This window comes from Streptomyces sp. NPDC005648, assembly GCF_040605395.1.
Classification (GTDB): Bacteria; Actinomycetota; Actinomycetes; order Streptomycetales; family Streptomycetaceae; genus Streptomyces.
Genome location: NZ_JBEXCS010000133.1, coordinates 1 through 18,996 on the forward strand (window position 1 = coordinate 1; position 18,996 = coordinate 18,996).

Here is an 18,996-nt window from a genome sequence, read left to right on the forward strand (position 1 = left end):
GCGGCCTCGTCCAGATCCCCTGCATCGAACGCAACGGCATGGCCGCGGTGAAGGCGGTCACGGCGGCCAGGATGGCGATGCGCGGCGACGGCTCCCACAAGGTGTCCCTGGACAAGGTCATCAAGACGATGAAGGACACCGGCGCGGACATGAGCGTGAAGTACAAGGAGACGGCGCGGGGCGGACTCGCGGTGAACATCATCGAGTGCTGAGGCCGTAGGCCCTGACCAGCGCGTTCGTTTCTTTCGGCGCTGTCGGGGGCGGAAAGTCCCCGGAACGTCCCTGGGACGGGCGCCTGATCTGCGGGTTCGTGACACATGGTCGAGGTCGGAGCCGCAGCGGGGGCCAAGCGGGCCGCCGATCCAGTGATCGGCGGTCCTGCCTACAGCATGTGACATGCTGCAGTGATCTTCCGGGGGCAGGGGGCGTGACCCCTTGCTGTCACGGAGCTACTGCGCCTTGAGCTCGGCCGCGGCCTGCGCCACGAAGTCCGCCACCCGCTCGGGCTGGGAGAGCATCGGGACATGACCCGAGTCGAGGCTGAGCGTCGTGGCGCCGAGCCTCACGGCCGAATCACGCTCGACGGCCGGCGGGATCGTCCGGTCGTCCTCCGCGACGATGTACCACGAGGGCTTCGATCGCCAGGCGGCAGTCGAGATCGTGTCGCCGAAGCAGCGCGTGGCCAGCGGACCCTGGGTGGCATGGACCACTTCCGCGTCGGCCTCGTCGATGTCCTGCACGAAGTCCTTGAGGACTCCTTCGCGAGTCAGCGCGACGTAGCCGTCGCCGTACGGCTTGATCTCCGCCGCGCCCGGAGCGGGCTCGTAACCGGCCCACCAGTCGCCGAACGACTGGCCCGAGTCAGGGGCGCCGGCGGCGATGTACACCAGACCGGCCACCTTGGGATGGTTGCCCGCCTCCGTGATGACGGCACCTCCCCAGGAGTGCCCGACGAGCAGCACGGGACCGTCCTGCTGATCGATCACCCGGTGTGCCGCGACCACGTCGTCGGCCAGCGAACTCAGCGGATTCTGCACGGCGACCGGGTTGAGTCCCCGGCCGGCGAGCAGTGGGATCACGCGGTTCCAGCACGATCCGTCGGCGAACGCACCGTGTACCAGAACGACGTTGCTTACAGCCATGAACTCTCCTGTGTCGAGTCGGTTTGCCGTTCACTGATGTCCCTCGCCCGGTGTAGCAAGGGAACTCGGACGATTCCAGGACAGAGATCACCGGTTTCTTCAACGGTCATCTCAACGAGGTTCTCGGAATCGGCCACCTGTCCTGTGTGTGCCTACAGGACAGAGGTTGTGCGGCTGCGGCCACGCTGACCGGGTTCAACCCGAGCCACGGCCGAACATCTCCACCTCGGCGACCGCCACTTGCTTGTCCGAGGCCGTTCCGTACGCGCCGCGCAGGATCACGTCGACCTGTACGGCGTCCTCCATCGCGGCGTCGACGAGCTGGGGGCCGCCGTCCGTGAGTTGGTGACGCGTCAGCGAAGTGCGGCCCGAGGCATCGGTGATGAGCAGGTCGAAGCTCTCGGGGCGGGCCTGAACGTCACGATCTTCGGAGCGTGACGAAACACCGGGCGTAATCATGATCTTCTCCAGATCGACCGGCCGGCTGTAGTTCGCCTGGAGGTACTGCCCCGCGGAGTCACCGGAGTATCCGGTTCCCCACCAGCTGTTGCTGATCCCGTCGAAAGCGGACCGCGCGGGGTGGGCGGCGTCGGAGTTCGACGCGCTCACGGCGGCGGGCGGGAGCGGGGCGGGGTCGGTGAAGTGGTCGCGTGTCGCCCGGATCAGCGTGGGGGTCAGGAACGCGGCGCCCACCAGCACGGCAGCGACGCCCACGATGGTCAGCACCCGCTTCCAGGGCACGCGGGGCCGCCATCCCGCGAATCGTTCGCCCCGCCGACGGGCCGCCGTGGATGCCTGCTGTCCGCTGCGGTCCAGTGGGGCGCCGTCGTTCCGGCAGAACGTACGGTCCGGCCGGTTCCGCACCCCGCACCGCCAGCAGGTGATGCCGCTCTCCTCCTCCGCCGTCACGGCGCGCACACTCGGCCGTGCGGGCTCGGGGCGGCCGGGCAGTACGGCGGGCACGTCCGGGGCAGCGGCCTCCGCCCCGGGCACGGGCACGAGGAGCGCCCTGGCCCGTGTCTGGCCGCCGGCCTCCACCGATCGCGCCGGCCGGGGTTCGGTCTCGCCTTGTGGGGTGCGTGGCGTCCCGTCCCCGCTCGCCGGCTGGGCGGGCTCCGGCCCACCTGGAGCCGCGGAGACCGCCGCTCCGGAGGTCGTCGTCCCCTCCGGCGTCGGGACCGATACCGCCTCCGCACCGGATGTCCCGCCACCGGGACGGCGTACCGGGCCGCCCGCCGTGGCTCCCGCGCCGGGCCCTCGCGTCGTAGCGGCTCCCCCGGCGGAGCCGGACGGGTTCTCCGCCGGCGAGCGCGAAGCGCCACCCACACGTTCCGCGCGCGAAGCGAAGGTCTGCGCCAAGGTCCCGTCGGACACCGGCCTCGATCCGCCCGACGCGGAACCGGCAGACGCGGAACCGGCAGACGCAGAACCCGGCCCGGCGGCCGGAACCGCGTCCCAGTCCACCAACGTCCCGCACACCTCGCAGAACGACTCCCCGCTCCCGGGGCCCGGGGTTCCGCAGACCGGGCACAGCCCCTCGGCCGTCGGCTTCTCGCTCATCTCTTGTCAGTCCTCTCAGCCAGCACCTCGACGGTGAAGGGCAGATGCGCCGGGCGGGCCGCGGCGACCAGGGTTTCCAGGCGGCGGCCGTCGAAGGCAGCGGGGTCGGGCACCCTCACGACCACCCGCAGGCCCGGGCGCGGATCGCCCGGGAACGGGCCACGCGGTCGGGCCGACCAGGACGCGCCACCGCTTTCGGTGATCTCGGGCGTGATCCCGAAGGCGAGGCGGATCGCGGCCACCAGCCCGTACTCCGTCCCGCGGCGCCGATGCAGTGCCATCGCGGTCCCGACCGCCTCACGGCGGGCGGACTCCGTTGCCAGGCCGTCCAGTTCGGCTCCCACCCAGCCCCCGATCCAGTCCAGGAAGTGAACGGGCGCCAGTCCGGGGCGGAAGTACGCGTCCAGGCAGTCCAGCGTGCTCAGTACCGGTGCCTGCATGGTGTCCAGCCCATCGGCGAACACGCCGGCGAAGCCGTCCTCCGCGTACACACCCGGCAGTTGGTCCCGCAGTGGGTAGGGGGAAAGAGCAGGAGGGTTCATCGGTCCCCGATCACTCGGACACGGTGGTCGTACGGAAACAGCAGGGCGGAGCCGGCCAGTTCGATGCGGTCCGTCGGCTCGCCGCGGCGCCCCGTCAGCGGGTCGGCGGGGCACAGCTCGACCTCGTCCACCAACTCCACGCCCGGCACCCGCTGCAGCGCGGCGAAGATCTCTCCTGAGCGCAAGGGCCGGCCGAACGGCCATCCGCTCCCGTCCGCCCCGCCGCTCAGCGGGTCCAGATAGGCGTACAGGGAGTCGAGCGCGGCGGCCCGTACCTCCTGCGCGGAGACGCTCCGGTAGGCGTGCAGCGTCGCCGTGACCGAGACGCCCTGGTAGTAGGGCGGGCCGACGGCCAGTCGTGTCCCCAGCGGGCGGCGTTCGTCCAGATGGCGCGTCACGCGCTCCAACAGCTCGTCCTCCGGGACGAGCTGCTCGAAGCGGAGCCGGCCACCGGGGTCGGGCACGGCCCGGGGCACGACGAGGACCCGTACGGCCCCTTCCCCGTCCGTGTCGGACTCCGCCCCCAGGCACATGATCCGCGCGGTCTCGGGCGCCGCCTGCCGGGCCAGCTCCTCGTAGTCCCGGGAGGTCACCGCCCGCTCCTGGGCCCGCAGCACGATCGGTGCCCGGACCTTGGCCTCCTCCACGGTCTCCCCGTCGATCCCGCCGCGGGCGGCCTCCCGGTTCTCGACCCGGGCGATGTACGGGATGGAGCTGCGCAGCACCTGGAGCCGGCCGCGCGAGACATTGCCGCCGCGACCGCCCCCGGCCCGGTAGCGCACGGCCCGCACCACGGCACCCTTGGCGGGTACCGCCCCGAACTGCCGCAGGCTGCCGTCCGGTTGGCGTACGGACGGTCCGAAGGTGATCTCCCCGGTCGTCGCGTCGACCGTCAGATGCCGGTCGGACGGCCGGGAGGCGGCGAAGTCGGAGACGATCCGCCACGCCTGCCAGCCACCGTCGCCGCTCTCCGCCACCTCGACCTCCAGCGGCGGATCGTCCGCGACGATCGGCGCCTGCCCGAGCCTCATCCGCTGCCCCGGAGCTCCTGACGACTCTCCCAGTCGCTCGTCGCGGACCTCGACCGCGTGCACGGCGCGGACGGTGCCGCCGATGGTGTAGGCGGCGGCTGACCGGATGGTGGGGGTGGCGGCGTAGAAGGGCTGGTCGCGGGCGGGTTCCAGGACCCGGCAGCGCAGCCAGCCCGCCTCGTGCCGGCCGAGTTGGGAGAGCGTGTGCCCGCCCGGCACGTGCAGGATCACCTCGCCGGCCCGGTTGAGACCCCCGGTCGTGTCCTCGTCCACCTCGCACGGCTCCCATCCCGCCGCGGTCCGCGCTTCCCAGGCGAGCGGCGGCTGGCGGGGGTCCACTCCGACGCCGTCGACCCGGCTGTCCAGTGCGAGCACCACCGCGCAGTCGGGGACGGCCGCGTCCAGACCGAAGAGCAGCACGTCCCCGGGCTGCGGTTTCGCGGCGAAGGCGGGCACGTCGGTGGTTCCCAGGACGGCACTCGTACGGTCCTGGGGGCTCCCCTTGTTCTCCTGCCGCAGCACGCGCCGCAGCGAGCACGGCGGCACGGTCAGGTCCCGTTCGGTGGTGAAGACGACCGCTTCCTGGGTCTCGGTGCGCTGGGTGGCCACCTCGGTCCCGGCGGGCAGCCGTACGGGCTCGGTCTGGGCGGCCGACAGCCAGAAGGTGACGTCGGCGCGGGCCGCCGACGGCGGGAAGAGCGTCACGCCCAGCAGGTCCAGGAAGGACAGGTAGTTCTTGTCCGGCACCCGGTTGAGCCGGTAGACGAGCTGGTCGGTCATGTAGGCGACGGCTTCGACGAGGGTGATGCCGGGGTCGGAGACGTTGTGGTCGGTCCACTCCGGGGCACGCTGCTGGATGTAGCGCTTGGCGTCGTCGACGAACTGCTGGAAGTGCCGGTCGTCGAGGTTGGGGGCGGGCAGGGCCATGGGGTGTCACACATCGCCTTCACTGGACGGGATCACGTAGAAGGGGAAGACCAGGCTGCGCGGATTGCTGGTGCCGCGGATCGCGTACCGGACGTCGATCAGCAGCACCGCCGGGTCGTCGGCGGACGCGGTGACGGCGACCTCGGTCACGTCGATGCGGGGTTCCCAGCGCTCCAGGCTGGTCCGCACCTCGTAGCCGATGCGCCCGGCGGTCGCCTCGTTGACCGGTGCGAAGACCAAGTCGTGGACGGCGCAGCCGAATTCGGGTCGCATCGGGCGCTCTCCGGGCGCCGTGGCGAGCACGAGCCGGATGGCCTCCTCGATCTCCCGTTCCCTGCGGACCAGGGCGATGGCGCCGGAGGCGTCGGTGTGCAGCGGGAACGCCCAGCCCGCGCCGACGAACTGCTCGCCCATCAGAACGGCACCCCGTTGCGCAGGGTGACCCCGGTCAGCGTCACGGTCGCCGCGGTGACGGAGGCGTTGGCCGCGGAGACCAGTGAGACCGGTCCGACCGCCTTGACGCCGACGGTGCCGACCGCGTCCAGGGTCAAGGCGCCGCCCGCCGTGAGCCCGACCTTGCCGCCGGCCTTGAGGGTGAGCGCGGCCCCGGCGGAGATGTTCACGGCCCGTGCCGCCGTGAGGTTCAGATCTCCGCCCGCCTTCACATCGACACCGCGTGCCCCCTGGATGGTGACGCTGCCGTCGCTGCGGACCGTCACGGTCGTACGGTTCTGGTCGAGGTGGACGGTGAGCGCCCCGTCACCGGTACGCAGCCGTACGCCGCGCGCTCTGCGGGCGTCGTCGAGCAGTTCGACGGCCTGGCCGCCGCGCGAGGCCAGGCTCCGCCAGTTGACGGTGCCGCTGGTGGGGTCCACGGGCGGGCTGCCCTCCTGGATGCGGGGCAGCTTGTCGACACCGTTGTAGAGACCCGCCAGGACGTACGGGTGCTCCAGGGAGCCCCGGTCGAAGGCGGCCAGCACCTCGTCGTTGACCTCGGGCAGGATCAGCCCGCCTCCACGCACACCGCCGAACTGCGCGACCCGGCACCAGTCGCTCTCGTACGTGTCGGACAGCCACGGGAAGCGCAGCTTGACCCGGCCCGCCTTCAGTGGATCCTTGATGTTGCTGACGACGGCGACGACGACACCGGGCAGTGCGGGCGCCCCCTGGGGGCCGGCCGCCAGCCCGTACAGCGAACGGAACTGACGCCCGCTCACCTGTACCCACGTCGTGTACTGCTGTCCGGACGCGAACACGTGCCGTACGCCCGTGACGGTGTACTTGCCCTCGAACGGCGCCCCTGCGCCGTTGAGCGCGACAGGCACACCCGGCCGCAGTTCGGGATTGCCGTCGACGGCGATCTCCAGCTCGGCGAAGGAACCCGTGACATCGTCCGCCAACGCCTCGGCGGCGTGCCGGACTTGGGCCTGTGTGCGGTACGGGACGGCCGTGCCGGTCAGCGAGGCGGCGCCGAAGGGGGAGCTGAGCTTCGCGGGTGTGGTGTCCGTGAGGATCTGGGTGCTCGCGGTGGCGGGTGCGTCGGCGGACAGGGGCCGTTTGGTCTGTACGTCCCAGCCGCGCACCGAGACCGAGGGGACCTGCCCGGCGGCGGTGACGGAGACCCGGCTGTTGGTGGCGTTGGCGCCGAACTCCAGGACGTAGGGGCTCTGCCCGGACGGAGTGGTGTCGGCGGGCGCGCCGGAGGCCGTGCGCAGGGCGGTGAACTGGAGGCGGCCCTCCTCGTCGAAGTACAGGTGGACGTCGTTCTCGCGGGCCAGGCGGGCCAGGAAGTCCCAGTCGGTGAGGTTCGGTTGGGTGGCCAGTTCGTAGACGGTCGGGGTCGGGTCGACCGTCCCGGTCCTGAGCCCGTTCTCGGTGGCGAGCCGGCGCACGATGTCGGCGGCGGTCATGTTCGGGTACCCGGCGACGCGGCGGTTGCGCAGGAGCCGGTGGCCGGGGTCGTAGCCGCGGACGATCAGCGACTTGCCCGTCCCGTCGGCATCGGCCTCCAGAGCGGTGACCTCGCCGGTGAGCAGTGGCCGGCCCTTGGCGCCGTCCGTGTAAGGGATCAGTTCCGCCTTCGCGCCGACGGTGAGCGCCGGGAAGGTGCTCAGCAGATCACGGGCCGGGTCGCTGAAGACGAGCCGGAAGGCGGCCGGCACGTTCACGCTCGCGTCGATCCAGGCGGAGACGAGCCGCCCGGCCACGGGGTCGGGCAGCGGGGAGCCCTGAACCAGCACTTTCAGGACGGTCGTGAAGGACTTCGTCGTCACGGTGTTCCCCCTGGTTCTCGTCCTCGGCGTACGTCGTCGGCCGACGGCAGCAGGAGTTCGCTGCCGGGTCGCAATCGCATGGGGTCGTCGATGTCGTTCGCCTCGGCGATGGCACGCCAGCGGGTGGCGTTGCCGTACTCGCGCCAGGCCAGCGAGGGGAGCGAGTCGCCGACGACCAGGCGGTGGACACGCTGGGCGGTCAGGGCACCGGAGGTGGGGTTCTGGCCCTTGGCCGGCGTCGGGATCTCTTTGAGCGACAGCCGGCACGTGGCCCGCAGGGGCTCGCCGGTCGGGCTGAACAGCGAGTAGGCCGCGCTGACGCTCTCCACGTACGCGGTGAACTGGATGGTGCTGAAGCCGCCCCACGAGAAGCGGACCCACGGTGGGGACGGCCGGTTCGTCGGCAGGCTCTGCGGATCGACCTCGCAGCAGGAGAGCAACTGCTCCACCTTCTTGCGGACTTGGGCGGTGGTGGGGGTGGCGGAGGCGTCGAGGAAGACCTCGACGGACAGCGAGGCCGGGTCGGCGCCGGAGAACTCCTGCTGGGCCCCGCGGTCGAAGCCGACGGCACGCTGGGCGTACCAGGAGGCCGAGCGCGAGAGTTCCAGCTGGTTGGGGTTGAACTGGAACTCGACCTCGCCGATCCGGCCGCCGAGCGTGTGACTCGACCCGCTCGGTGGATGGTGGATGCTCAGACGGGCTCGTACGAGGCTGTTGTTGGCGCCGGTAGCGGACATCAGGTCCCCCTGGCGTCGGTGAAGCCGTGGTGGGCGATTTCCAGGGTCTCGGTGGCGACGCCGGGGCTGGCCGGGTCCATGCTGGGCCCCTGCCACCGCACGGGCAGCACCTCGACGAGCCCCCACTGCGCGACGACGGAGCCGTCCGCGCGCAGTGCGGCGATCTGGCCGGTCGGCCGGGTGATCCCGGTGGCGATGGACGAGATCCACGCGGCGGCCTTCCCGGTGTCCGGGGTGAGCGGTCGGGTGAGCCGGATGTTCGAGTACGTCACCCGCGACGGCAACTGCCACACGAACCCGTTGTTGCCCCCCTCTTCGTGCTGCTCCACCTGCACCTCGGAGGCGAGCCCCTCGCAACTGTTGAAGAGACCGAGGTCCAGGCCGTCGATGGAGAGCCGGAAGAACACGGTGGAGGCGGGGTCAAGAGGGGGTGGCATGGGCGGGTTCCTTGAATCCTTGGGTCCTTGAGGCGTTGGCCATGGCGGTGGGATGGAGGTGACCGGGTCAGAGACCGTCACGGAGACGGCCGAGGCGCTCGCGGTCGCCGCGGAGTTCGGAGCGCAGGAGGCGGGAGAGGGGTTCCAGGAGGGAGCGTGCGAGGGCGTCGAGGGCCTCGGGAGGGAGGGCGTCCAGGGTGGTGCCGGAGGGCGCGGAGGCTCGGAGGTGGTGCTGTACAGGGGGTGTTGGGGTCTGCCGCACGGAGGGTGGCGGGGTCGGGGGGTGTGCGGGGGTCGGGGGGCGCGGAGGTGGTGCCGGTGGCTGATGGCTCGCGGAGGAGAGGGCAGCCGGAGTGACCGGTGCCGGGGGCAGGCGGGTCGAAGGCGTGGTGGGCCGGTTGCCGTCGGCCCGCTGAACCGCCGTCCGGGTGGATCGCGTGCCTGCGGAGCGAGGGGCCCGTGTGGCGGAGGCCGGGATCACCGGCCGGCGCGCCTGGGGAGGGCGGGGTGCGACGGGTGGTGCCGAGACCACCCGGACCGCGTTTCGGGGGACGGACGTCAGACGTTGCGTCCGCTGGAGCGGCGGCCGATCGGGCCGTGACGGGAGTGCGAGCGGCGACACCGTCGCGTCGGTGGCAGAGCCCGGAGGAGACGTGCGGCCGGAGTGCCGCGCCTTGCTGACAGGTTCCGGAAACCGCGTCGGGGTGTTCGGAGACGCTGAGGTGAAGTGCCCTGAGGGGGAAGGGAGATCGAAGGGCCCGCCGGTTGGCGACGGGCGCCACTGAACGGCGGGCGGGGCGAAGGTCGGCGACGGGGTATTGGTCCGGGGTACGCGCGACCCGACGTGGACTGCCCCACCGACCAGGGCTGCCCGCTCGGGCGGTGCGGTGGTCGGGCGCCGCTGAACGGATGGTGCTCCGGGGCGATGCGCGGCGGCCGGTTCCGTCTCGCGATACGCCTCCGCCGACCCGATGCCAGAGCCTTCGGGCCCTCTCGCTGGGCGGACGGAGCCGTGCCGTGCTGCCTGGACCGTGAACAGTCTGGCGGGCGACGGGGTTTGAGTGTGTCGTGTTCCCTCGGAGGAGCGCTGCACCGCCGGGGCCAGGACCGTGGTCATACGGGTGGCGGCCATGGGGTGGATGGTTCGTGGTGAGCGTGGGCCGCGCCGGCCGAGTGTCACGCTCCGCGCGGTGGCACCGGTCGCGCCCACGGGGAGGGGAAACCCGGCCCGCGCGGTGGGCGGGGCCGGCGTGCCGACGGAACGGGCGAGCCTGACGGGGGCGACAGGACTCACGGCAGTGGGCGGGGTCGTGGACTTTCGCGTCCCTGCGGGTGCGCGGGAAACGGTCGTCGTGCCCGAACCGGCCGCAGCGGTGGAGCGGGCGGGGCCGGAAACCTTGGCGGAACCGACACGGCCTGTGGGAGTGGGCCGGGTCGTGGGCCCAACGAGACCTGCGGGAACGCGCGAAACGATCGGCACACCCGAACCGGCAACCGCCACGGAGCCGGCGGCGCCGGAGACCTCGACCGGGGCAGCAGGACTGGCTGGGGTCGGCCGGGTCGTGGGCCCAACGGGACCCCAAGGCGCACGCGAGACAGCGGGCGCACCCGAACCGGCAACCGCCGCGGAGTCGGCAGCGCCGGAGACCTCGACCGGGGCAGCGGGACTGGCTGAGGTTGGCCGGGTCGTGGGCCCAACGGGACCTGCGGGAACGCGCGAAACGATCGGCGCACCCGAACCGGCAACCGCCGCGGAGCCGGCAGCGCCGGAGAGCTTGGCCGGGGCAGCGGGGCTGGTGAGTACGGTGGCGGATGCCGGGGGCCCGGCGAAGTCGGCGTGTCCCGGGTGCGAAGAGGCCCGGCCGCCCTCCCGCACCGACCGCTCAGCCTCCGCAGCGGCGCTGGTGAGGCGCTGGAGTGGCGCGGGTGTCGAGCCGCTGCCGGATACCCGCCCGGAGTCCACGGGCTTCGGCTCCGCGGAGAGCCGTGACGCTTCCTTCGGCACCCCTGCCCTCGTCGCATCGGCCGGCGTGGGCGAGGGGGCGGTGCGGCGGCGCGACGGACCAGGGGGTGGGTCCGCCGCGCCGCGTCCAGACGGTGCGGACCGGCTCACCCGGTCCCCACCGGTGGTGGAGGCAGGGCCGACGCTCTTGTCCAGGTGCGCGTGCCCGGACCGGGCCGACCCGTCCGAGGCCGCGGGAATGCCGCCGTGATCCGCTCGTCCGCGGCCCGCCGACGGCGCGCCGGTCGGGGTGGTCGGTGCCGGAGCGTCGGTCGTACGCAGCAGTTGTACGGCAGGCGTCGTAAGAGCCGGGGCCGGACTGCCGGCCGGAGGGAACGAACGCGAGGCAGCTGTTCCCCCTGCCGGCGACGTGTCACCCGCCGCACTGGCCGTCGGCGGAACTGTGGTCGTTCGCAGAGGCATGGCGGGCGAGGTGGTGGGGATGTGCGGTAGCGCGGGGACCTCGTCCATGGCCGGTGCGGGTGACGATGCCGGACGCAGGGGTGGGCCGAGTCCAGTGCGGCGCGATGCGCGCGTGGTGCCGTGCTGTCGAGCCTGACGCTGGACCGACGTGGTGCGAGCGGCGTCGGCGCCGCTGGGTACCGGAGTCAGCGGTGCACCGAGCCCGGCCCGCGGTTGACCGACCCCGCTCTCACCGAGTGCCGACTCCGCGGGCCCCCGAGTCGTGGAGCCGCCGGATGCGGAACCCTGGACCGGCGCGGGACCCCCTGGGTGCTGGTGCGCCGCCGAGCCCGGGGCGGTCCGGCTCGGAGAGGAGCGTTCTGCCACGACGCCGGATTCACGGGTGGCGGCCGACCGGCCCCCGGCTCCGCCGCCGTGCTCGGTCCGGGCCTCGGCGGAGCTCGCGTCCACCGATCGTCGAACCGTTGCCGTGCGCTCCCCTCCCGCAGCATCCGTCCATTCCGTGGCCCTCGGGCCGGAGACGCCCTGAGCATGGGCTTTCGGGGTTTCAGGAGGTGCGGACGACGGCATACGCTGCGCCACCGCGGGAGCCACTCCGTCCGTCGCCCGCGCCGATTCCGGGCTGTCCTGGCTACGGCCGTCCGGGGCCCCGCCCGCGATCGCCAACCGTCGCAAGGAGGTGACCGACGGCGCCGAGAGCAACGGCGGTCGCGCGGACCGCGAGAGCGCGACTCGCGCTGCACGCCTGGCCGACGAGCCTTGGAAGCCGGATTCCCCGCCGGGGACAAGGGAGTCGAGGGCAACGGGTTCGGCCGAGGGATGTCCCGGCACGCTCGACGGCAAGGGCGACCGCGACCCGTCCGAGGCACCCGGCATCGCCGGGGCGGAAGGTCCGACCGGTCCCCCTCCCCCCGCACGCTGCACGCCACCCGACGCACCCGCCCCCACCGGTGCGGCCGACCGCTGAACCGCAGCCGGCCCAGCCTGCGCGGCCCGTGCCACGGCACGGCGGCCGGGGTGCTCCGCGCCAACGGTGTCAGCCCCTCGCCCGCCATCGCCCAGGACCCGTGTCGCGCCCCCGGAAGACACGATTCCCCCGGTCAGTGCCGGATTGCCGTGCGTCGCCAGCCCGCCGACGAAGTCCAGTGTCACCACCGGGGACATGACTGCCAGCACCCGCTGAACCGGCGCCGCCGACCGCCATTCCACGCCGGAGGCACGGGACAAAGCAGGCTCGTCCGACGCGCTCGGCTGCTCCGGGGCGGAGTCCGGCCCAGCCCCTCGAACAACCCGCCCCCAAAGGCCGGCCAGCAATCCCGCCATGTCGGTTCACCCCTCCTCGCGGTTCAGCAGTGCCGCGGTCCGCTCGACGTATCCCCTGCGATCCGCGTGTTCCAGATCCAGCAACTCGCCCATCCCCCAGCCCAGATGGAAGGCGAGGTACGCGACCTCCTCGTGCAGGCGGTCGGTCGCGTACATCACGATTCCCCCAGGCGGCTCCCGGCCAGTTCCACCTCGAAGGGCTCGGAGCAGTGCGGGCAGGACACCGCCGCCCGGGTGTGGCCCTCCGCGTTGATCTGCCGGTAGAAGTCCTGAAGGAACGCGAGGTCGGAGGCGAACATGTTCTCCACGACCCCGTCATGCACCGAGGGAAGCGTGCCGAGGCGGGTGATGACGCGGCCCAGCAGGACCACCGACAGGTAGGCGGGGTTCTCCTGCACTCGTATGTCCCGCAGGGGGACGAGTTCGTCCCTGGCCGTGGACAACCGCATCGTGCCGACCCGGTGGATCGTCCCCGACTCGTCGACGAACCCGCGCGGCAGTTCGAAGGAGAACTCCGTCCGCAGGGCGGCCACGGGCGACGTGGGAGACATGGGAGCCGCGGGCGACACGGGGGCAACGGGCCCGGAATCCGGGACCTCCGCCGTGGCCGCGCGCCCCGCCGACGTGGCCGTACGCCTGATCACTCGATGACCAGCTCTTCGAAGACGATGGTGACCTGCTCGGTCAGCGCGGAGGTGTCCCCGGCCTTGACCCCGCTGGTCTCCACCTTGCTGCACCAGGCGTTGCGCATGTTGTAACGCTTCACCGGGCTGTTCTGGTAGTCCATCATCATGATCGTCGCGTTCTTGCGCGCGGCGCCCATGTTCCCCGCGATGGAGTCGTTGATCCACGACGTGAACGCCGCCGACTCCGTCATCCCGCGGGTGACCGTGCACTCGCCGGCCTTCTTCACACCGGGCATCTTCTTCGTGACGGGCTTGCCGTCCGCCGAGACCTGCTGGTACTCGATGACGTCCTGCTCGACGGAGAGGCCGCTGACCTCCTGGAGGTACTCGACCATGACGCCGTCGATCTGCAGGCCGAAGTTGTGTGAGGTGAGGGCGTCACCGGGCTGAAGGGACATGCTCGTTCGCTTCTCTTTCCGAGGTCGATGAAATGAGGGAGACGGTCACCAGAGCCGAGGACTACTCGGTCGACTCGCCCGTCCCGTCCGAGAACTGGGCCAGCCGGAACACCACGAACTCGGCGGGCTTTACCGGCGCGATACCGACCTCGCACACCACGCGACCGACGTCCACCGACTCCGGCGGGTTGGTCTCGGCGTCGCACTTGACGTAGAACGCCTCCTCGGGGCGGGAGCCGAACAGCGCCCCGGACCGCCACTCGTTCACGAGGAACGCCGACACGTTGCGGCGGATCCGGGCCCACAGCGCCTCGTCGTTGGGCTCGAAGACGACCCACTGGGTGCCCGCGAGGATCGACTCCTCCAGGTAGTTGAAGTACCGGCGGACGTTGAGGTAGCGCCAGGCGGGGTCGGAGGCCACCGTTCGAGCGCCCCACACACGGATGCCGCGGCCCGGGAACGCGCGGATGCAGTTGACGCCGATGGGGTTGAGGGTGTCCTGTTCGCCGCGGGTGATCTGCAGTTCCAGGTCCACCGCCCCTCGTACGATCTCGTTCGCGGGCGCCTTGTGCACGCCGCGCTCGGAGTCGTTGCGGGACCAGATGCCCGCCATGTGACCGCTCGGCGGGACCAGGCGCTGCCGGCCGCCGGACGGGTCGAAGACCTTGATCCAGGGGTAGTAGAGGGCGGCGTGCGAGGAGTCGTAGCCCGCCGTGTCCTGGCGCCACTCGCGGATCTGCTGGGCGTTCATGCCCGGGGGCGGGTCCAGGATCGCCATCCGGTCGCCCATCAGCTCGCAGTGCGCGATCATCCCGAGCTGCACCGCCTTGACGGCGTCCAGGTCGAGGGCTCCGCGCTCGTAGGCGGCCATCAGGTCGGGGACGGCGACCATGGTGACCGCGTCCAGCGCCTCAAGACCGCCGAAGCCGGTCCGGTCGGCGGGGTCGCCGAGGAACTGTCCGCTGGTGAGGCGCTCCCGTGACGTGGCCGGCACGGGCGCTGACGCGGCTGCGGCGGCCAAGGCCACCGTCCCGTTCCCGGGCCGCGCCAACTGCCCGGCGGACGTGGTCTCTTCGACGGCGATCAGCTTGGAGCGCTGCTTGACCTGGGTGACGACGTAGTTGCGGTTGCTCTTCTTCGCCGAGACGTCGAAGGTCTCCAGGACCTTGTCGCCGTCCTTGACGGTGAGGGTGAACCGGTCGTCGGGTCCCTCGCCGGAGGTGTCGGAGACCTCGACCACGGGCGTACCGCCGAGGTTCGCCCCGTTCAGCGCCGAGACCCGGAAGGTGCCGAGGGCGGCCTCCCGGACCGACGCCTCGATCGCCGGACGTCCGCCGGAGCCGGCCCCGGCCGCGCCCCCGACCCGGACGACATACGCGGCCGTACCACCGTTGTTGAAGTACCCGTACACCGCGTGGGCCAGCAGAAGACCCTCGGTGAAGTCGCCGAACGAGGCGGTGTACTGGGACCAGTTCGTCACCAGCGTGGGCTCGTTCAGCGGTCCGGTCGGGGCCAGGCCCACGAAGGCGGCCACCGAGGTGCCGGCCCCTTCGATGGGGCGGGATCCACTGGCCACCTCCTCGACGTAGACGCCGGGGGACAGATAGGTGGGCATGGCGGCTTCTCCTTGCATGACAGCTGGGGTGCTTGCGTATGACCCAGGCTGACGCGGACGGGCCCGCCAGGAAACGGCCGCCCGACAGGCTCTTGGGTCCGACCCGCGTGGCCGTACGGCCATCGCCGTCAGGCCACGCGGGTCGGAGTGGGCCGGTCCGACGCCCTCTGCCGGAGTCGGCGGGGCCGGACGGTGGCCGTACGGCCCTCCGCACGGTCACCGGACCCTGCCCGGCTGCTTCTGACGTGCCGTAGGACCACTTCCTACGGTGACCGCGTGACGACTTTCGCCTCCCTTGAACCCGCTTCGTCCGCCGTCGATCCCGGATCGAGCGCGGCCACGACCCTGCGGCTGCGCAATGACGGCGACACCGTCGAGGAGTACCGGCTCTCCGTCGTCGGCGATCCCGTCGAGTGGACGCTGGTGGCTCCCGACACGCTGCGGCTCTACCCGGGGGACGAGGGCTCGGCCGAGGTGGTGTTCACCCCGCCGCGCTCGGCGGCGACGACGGCAGGCACCGTCCGGTTCGGCGTCCTCGTGCAGCCGCGTGAGAACCCGGAGCTGTCGAACGTGGCCGAAGGCACCCTCACCGTCTCGGCGTTCGGTGAGATGCGGGCCGAACTGCTGCCCGTCACCGTGCGCGGGCGGTTTTCCGGGCGGCCCCGGGTAGCGGTCGACAACGTCGGCAACTCCGTGCTGCCGGTGGGGATTTCGGGGAAGGACGACGAGGACGTACTGACGTTCCGTCCCGTTCCCGAGACGGTACGGGTCGCGCAGGGGCGGACCCGGCTCACCCGGGTGCGGATCCGGCCGGGCGGGGTGAAGCTGTTCGGCCGGCCGGAGCGGTATCCGTTCGCGCTGACCGTGACACCCACGGCGGAGGGCACCGCCGGACCCCCCGGGTCTCCCGGAACGATCCCGCCCGCCCAACTGCGCGGCACCTTCGTACGACTGGCGCTGTTCCCGAAGTGGCTGCTCGTGCTGCTCGGGCTGCTGCTGGCCGCGGCGGGGGTGTTCGCCGCGCTCTGGTTCATTCCGCGGCCGTCGCTCGTCTCGAACGCGGTGGCGCAACAGCAGCCGGCGGCGGCTCCGGCCGCCGCCGCGCTGCCGCCCGCGCCGGCCACCCAGCCACCACCGTCGGTGCCGAGCCCGTCGGCCGCCGCTCCTTCGCCGTCGCCCTCGCCCTCGCAGTCCGAGGAACAGCAACAAGGCGGCGGTCAGGACCAGAACTCCGGAGAGCAGGACACGGACCAGGCCGGCAACACGGTGGTCACCATCCGCAGCGTCCAGAACGGCAAGGACCTCACCGTCCAGGACGGCCGCACCGACGACGGCACCCCGGTCGTGGTCTCCGAGTGGACGGACAGACAGCAGGGACTCAACCAGTTCTGGGCCCAACTTCCCTTCGCCGACGGCACGGTGGCCCTCACCCCCGGCAGCTCGCCGGGCAGCGTCCTCGACAAGACCGACGGTCAGCCGCAGGTACGGATCCGTGCGGTCCAGGGCGGCGACGAGGCCGTACGCCAGGGGCAGATCCCCGCACTCCAGCGCTGGCGCCTCCAGCCCGTGTCGGACGGCGTGGTGACGATCGTCAACGCACAGACCGGCGAGTGCCTGACCAACACCGGCGACAACACCCAGGTCCAGGCCCTGTCCTGCGACGACCGTTTCGCCTCCCTTCAGCAGTGGCGGCTCGGGAAGTCCTGACGTCCGCCACCCGACAGAAAGGCGGGTCGCCGTGCGCCCCCGCGTCCAGCCTCACCGGCCCGAGAAAGCCGACTCCCGGGCGCCGTCCCGGGCGCCCGACACCCGTACGGAACAAGGCGGTTCACCGGGTGTCCTCTCCCCGGCACACATCGCGGCGCTGCAACGAACCGCCGGCAACGCCGCCGTCCTCCGCGCGGTCGACGAGGCCCGGCATGTGCACGGGGCCGGGTGCGGCCACGTCGCCCCCGTGCAACGCTCCTCCTCCGTCCCCGGAGTGCTGCGCGCTCCCGGCCGCCCCCTGGACGCCGAGGTCCGCACCGAGATGGAGGCCCGCCTCGGCGCCGACTTCTCCGACGTACGGCTGCACACCGGCCCGACCGCCCAGCGCTCCGCCGCCGAGATCGGCGCCCGCGCCTACACCTCCGGCAGCCATGTCGTCCTCGGCGCGGGCGGCACCGACCGGCACACCCTCGCCCACGAACTCACCCATGTGATCCAGCAGCGTTCCGGGCCCGTCGCGGGCACGGACGACGGCACCGGGCTGCGCGTCTCCGACCCGTCCGACCGGTTCGAACGGGCGGCGGAGGCGGGCGCGGTCCGGGCGATGGCCGGGCCTGTGCCCGAGAGGGACGCGGCGCGACGGCAGAGCGCGGCGCAGCGAAGCACGGGAGACGCCGTGGCTGTTCAGCGGGTGACGTTGGGCGCGGTGGCCGAGAAGGCCGGGGACCTCACGGCCGCCGGAGACCTGACCAACCAGTCGACGGGTGCGTCGGTCGGCGGTGGCTTCAGGGATCCGGCTGCCTCCACAAGCGCCGCGCAGAACGGCGCCATCTTCGGCTCCGCCGTCGGTGCGGTGACTTCGTTGGCAGGGCTGGTGGGTCAGGTCATGACGTTGCACCGCGCGCGTATGGGCAGAAGGAACGCCACGCCCGGCACCGCCGCATACAACGTGCACAACCGGGAGCTGAAGGCCGGCGCGGCCGGCACGGCCGAGCAGGGGTCGAGCTTCGTCAACATGTCCACCAACCTGGCCGCCGCCGTGATGAACATCGAGGGCGCGGCCCAGGAGGCCGTCGGTGCCGTGACCACCGCCTCTTCCGGGGCCGGGGGGGTCGGCAGCTTGATCCAGAGCGTCCGCTACATCAGGAAGGCGGACAAGGCACGGCAGCGTGTAAGTGCCTTGCGGCAGCTCATGGCTGACGAGAAGAAGCCCGAGGACGCTCTGGACGCTGCGAACGAGGAAGTGCAAGCCCTGGAGCAGGCTGTGAGCGATGGCGAGGCCGACCTCGCAGATGTGAAGCGTTCCTACTGGAGTGAAATAGAGACAGCGGGACAGCCGCAGATCCAAGGCCAGAAGGACTGGTACTCCCGCGTCCTGGACAAAGTGCAGCAGGAATCCGAAATCGAGGAGGAACTTCAGCGGGATCGGGCGGAACTGGCGGCCGCGAAAGAACGGCGACAGGAACGCGAGGTTGCTTCCGCCAAGATGCACCAAGCCCTGGTGGAACAGACGGAGAAGGTCCAGCGCTATAAGGAGAGCGGGTCCGGGGAAGCGTCCTTGCTTGAAATTCAGGAATACGCTGCCGGAAAGAACCGTCGCGGCGTGACCGTGAAAGCGATCGGCGCTGTCGCCGGCCTCCTGGGTGTCGGCGGTTCCGTCGCCGCGATGGTCGCCGGGATCGCACTCGCCGCCGGTGCCACCGTGGGGGCCGGTGCGCTGGTCGCGACCCCCGTCGGCTGGGCACTCGCCGGGGCGGCCGCCACAGTGGCCCTGGGTGTCGCCGGCTGGAAGACCTGGCGGTTCTTCCAGCATCGTTGGCAGCGGAGCGCGGCACCGAGCGGCGCGGACGGCGCCATCCCCACCACTGGTCAGCGGCTGCGCAGGACGCTGGCATTCTGGAAGGCTTCCGGCCCCAACGAGCGGGAGCAGTACGCCGCCGCGCTCTACGACATGGCGCGTGACGAAGCGATGGCCGAGCGGTCCGAGGAGGCACGCAAGACCCTCGCCGCTCTCGGCCTGAACTGGAGTGAGATGCGCGATGACCCAGCAGCGGGCAAGGAACTCATCGCCCGCAAGTTCAAGTCCGTCGCGTAGTGGCGTGACGGGATCCGGTGAAGGTCCGGCGGGCGCCGCACCAGATCCTCCCCACCAAGGGCATCGCCCACCAGACGGTCGCCCAGCTGCGCGGTGCC

The 18,996-nt window shown here is 71.9% G+C and carries 15 protein-coding genes and 1 pseudogene; 3 read left to right on the forward strand and 13 right to left on the reverse strand.

Annotated features, from left to right (window positions below):
• On the forward strand, positions 1-212 hold a 212-nt coding region (locus tag ABZT17_RS41850; protein WP_356357420.1), incomplete at its 5' end, for an L-serine ammonia-lyase, iron-sulfur-dependent, subunit alpha.
• Between the two features lie 237 nt (positions 213-449).
• On the opposite strand, the gene ABZT17_RS41855 is transcribed toward ABZT17_RS41850, so the two are convergent.
• From ABZT17_RS41855 to ABZT17_RS41915, 13 genes are all read right to left on the reverse strand, one after another.
• Positions 450-1,142, reverse strand: a complete 693-nt coding sequence (locus tag ABZT17_RS41855) for an alpha/beta hydrolase (RefSeq protein ID WP_356357421.1) — start codon at positions 1,140-1,142, stop codon at positions 450-452.
• 195 nt (positions 1,143-1,337) lie between these two features.
• The gene (locus ABZT17_RS41860; protein ID WP_356357422.1) at positions 1,338-2,141 is read right to left on the reverse strand and encodes a hypothetical protein; all 804 of its coding nucleotides are present in this window, start codon (positions 2,139-2,141) and stop codon (positions 1,338-1,340) included.
• Between the two features lie 557 nt (positions 2,142-2,698).
• On the reverse strand, positions 2,699-3,244 hold the full coding sequence (locus ABZT17_RS41865; protein WP_356357423.1) for a phage tail protein: 546 nt from the start codon (positions 3,242-3,244) through the stop codon (positions 2,699-2,701).
• Positions 3,241-5,202 carry a putative baseplate assembly protein gene (locus ABZT17_RS41870; protein WP_356357424.1) on the reverse strand — a complete coding sequence of 654 codons (1,962 nt, stop codon included), beginning with the start codon at positions 5,200-5,202 and terminating at the stop codon, positions 3,241-3,243. The genes ABZT17_RS41865 and ABZT17_RS41870 overlap by 4 nt, the downstream gene beginning before the upstream one ends.
• 6 nt (positions 5,203-5,208) lie before the next feature.
• Positions 5,209-5,616, reverse strand: a complete 408-nt coding sequence (locus tag ABZT17_RS41875) for a GPW/gp25 family protein (protein ID WP_356357425.1) — start codon at positions 5,614-5,616, stop codon at positions 5,209-5,211.
• Positions 5,616-7,475, reverse strand: coding sequence for a VgrG-related protein (locus ABZT17_RS41880; protein WP_356357426.1), 1,860 nt, complete (start codon positions 7,473-7,475; stop codon positions 5,616-5,618). Before ABZT17_RS41880 ends, ABZT17_RS41875 begins: the two co-directional genes overlap by 1 nt.
• A complete protein-coding gene (locus ABZT17_RS41885; protein WP_356357427.1) occupies positions 7,472-8,212 on the reverse strand; it encodes a peptidase M23 in 741 nt (246 codons plus the stop codon). The genes ABZT17_RS41880 and ABZT17_RS41885 overlap by 4 nt, the downstream gene beginning before the upstream one ends.
• On the reverse strand, positions 8,212-8,649 hold the full coding sequence (locus tag ABZT17_RS41890; protein WP_356357428.1) for a phage tail protein: 438 nt from the start codon (positions 8,647-8,649) through the stop codon (positions 8,212-8,214). The genes ABZT17_RS41885 and ABZT17_RS41890 overlap by 1 nt, the downstream gene beginning before the upstream one ends.
• A gap of 67 nt (positions 8,650-8,716) precedes the next feature.
• The gene (locus ABZT17_RS41895; protein WP_356357429.1) at positions 8,717-8,911 is read right to left on the reverse strand and encodes a hypothetical protein; all 195 of its coding nucleotides are present in this window, start codon (positions 8,909-8,911) and stop codon (positions 8,717-8,719) included.
• A gap of 3,492 nt (positions 8,912-12,403) precedes the next feature.
• Positions 12,404-12,556: a DUF6760 family protein gene (locus ABZT17_RS41900; protein WP_356357430.1), complete on the reverse strand. Its 153-nt coding sequence runs from the start codon at positions 12,554-12,556 to the stop codon at positions 12,404-12,406.
• Positions 12,553-13,038: a hypothetical protein gene (locus ABZT17_RS41905; RefSeq protein WP_356357433.1), complete on the reverse strand. Its 486-nt coding sequence runs from the start codon at positions 13,036-13,038 to the stop codon at positions 12,553-12,555. The genes ABZT17_RS41900 and ABZT17_RS41905 overlap by 4 nt, the downstream gene beginning before the upstream one ends.
• Positions 13,038-13,481, reverse strand: a complete 444-nt coding sequence (locus ABZT17_RS41910) for a phage tail protein (protein ID WP_352345023.1) — start codon at positions 13,479-13,481, stop codon at positions 13,038-13,040. The genes ABZT17_RS41905 and ABZT17_RS41910 overlap by 1 nt, the downstream gene beginning before the upstream one ends.
• A 61-nt stretch (positions 13,482-13,542) precedes the next feature.
• Positions 13,543-15,096: a phage tail sheath subtilisin-like domain-containing protein gene (locus ABZT17_RS41915; protein ID WP_356357431.1), complete on the reverse strand. Its 1,554-nt coding sequence runs from the start codon at positions 15,094-15,096 to the stop codon at positions 13,543-13,545.
• A gap of 276 nt (positions 15,097-15,372) precedes the next feature.
• Between ABZT17_RS41915 and ABZT17_RS41920 the strand changes: the two genes are divergently transcribed.
• The gene (locus ABZT17_RS41920; RefSeq protein WP_356357432.1) at positions 15,373-16,803 is read left to right on the forward strand and encodes an RICIN domain-containing protein; all 1,431 of its coding nucleotides are present in this window, start codon (positions 15,373-15,375) and stop codon (positions 16,801-16,803) included.
• A 148-nt stretch (positions 16,804-16,951) separates the two neighbouring features.
• Positions 16,952-17,410: pseudogene (locus ABZT17_RS41925) on the forward strand (DUF4157 domain-containing protein); the annotation flags it as partial.
• Positions 17,411-18,996 lie beyond the last annotated feature (1,586 nt).

Excerpts from the sequence above, each read along its gene's own strand:
- ABZT17_RS41855 (WP_356357421.1), bottom strand. The coding sequence starts at position 1,142 with ATGGCTGTAAGCAACGTCGTTCTGGTACACGGTGCGTTCGCCGACGGA.
- ABZT17_RS41865 (WP_356357423.1), bottom strand. The coding sequence starts at position 3,244 with ATGAACCCTCCTGCTCTTTCCCCCTACCCACTGCGGGACCAACTGCCG.
- ABZT17_RS41870 (WP_356357424.1), bottom strand. The coding sequence starts at position 5,202 with ATGGCCCTGCCCGCCCCCAACCTCGACGACCGGCACTTCCAGCAGTTC.
- ABZT17_RS41875 (WP_356357425.1), bottom strand. The coding sequence starts at position 5,616 with ATGGGCGAGCAGTTCGTCGGCGCGGGCTGGGCGTTCCCGCTGCACACC.
- ABZT17_RS41885 (WP_356357427.1), bottom strand. The coding sequence starts at position 8,212 with ATGTCCGCTACCGGCGCCAACAACAGCCTCGTACGAGCCCGTCTGAGC.
- ABZT17_RS41890 (WP_356357428.1), bottom strand. The coding sequence starts at position 8,649 with ATGCCACCCCCTCTTGACCCCGCCTCCACCGTGTTCTTCCGGCTCTCC.
- ABZT17_RS41910 (WP_352345023.1), bottom strand. The coding sequence starts at position 13,481 with ATGTCCCTTCAGCCCGGTGACGCCCTCACCTCACACAACTTCGGCCTG.
- ABZT17_RS41915 (WP_356357431.1), bottom strand. The coding sequence starts at position 15,096 with ATGCCCACCTATCTGTCCCCCGGCGTCTACGTCGAGGAGGTGGCCAGT.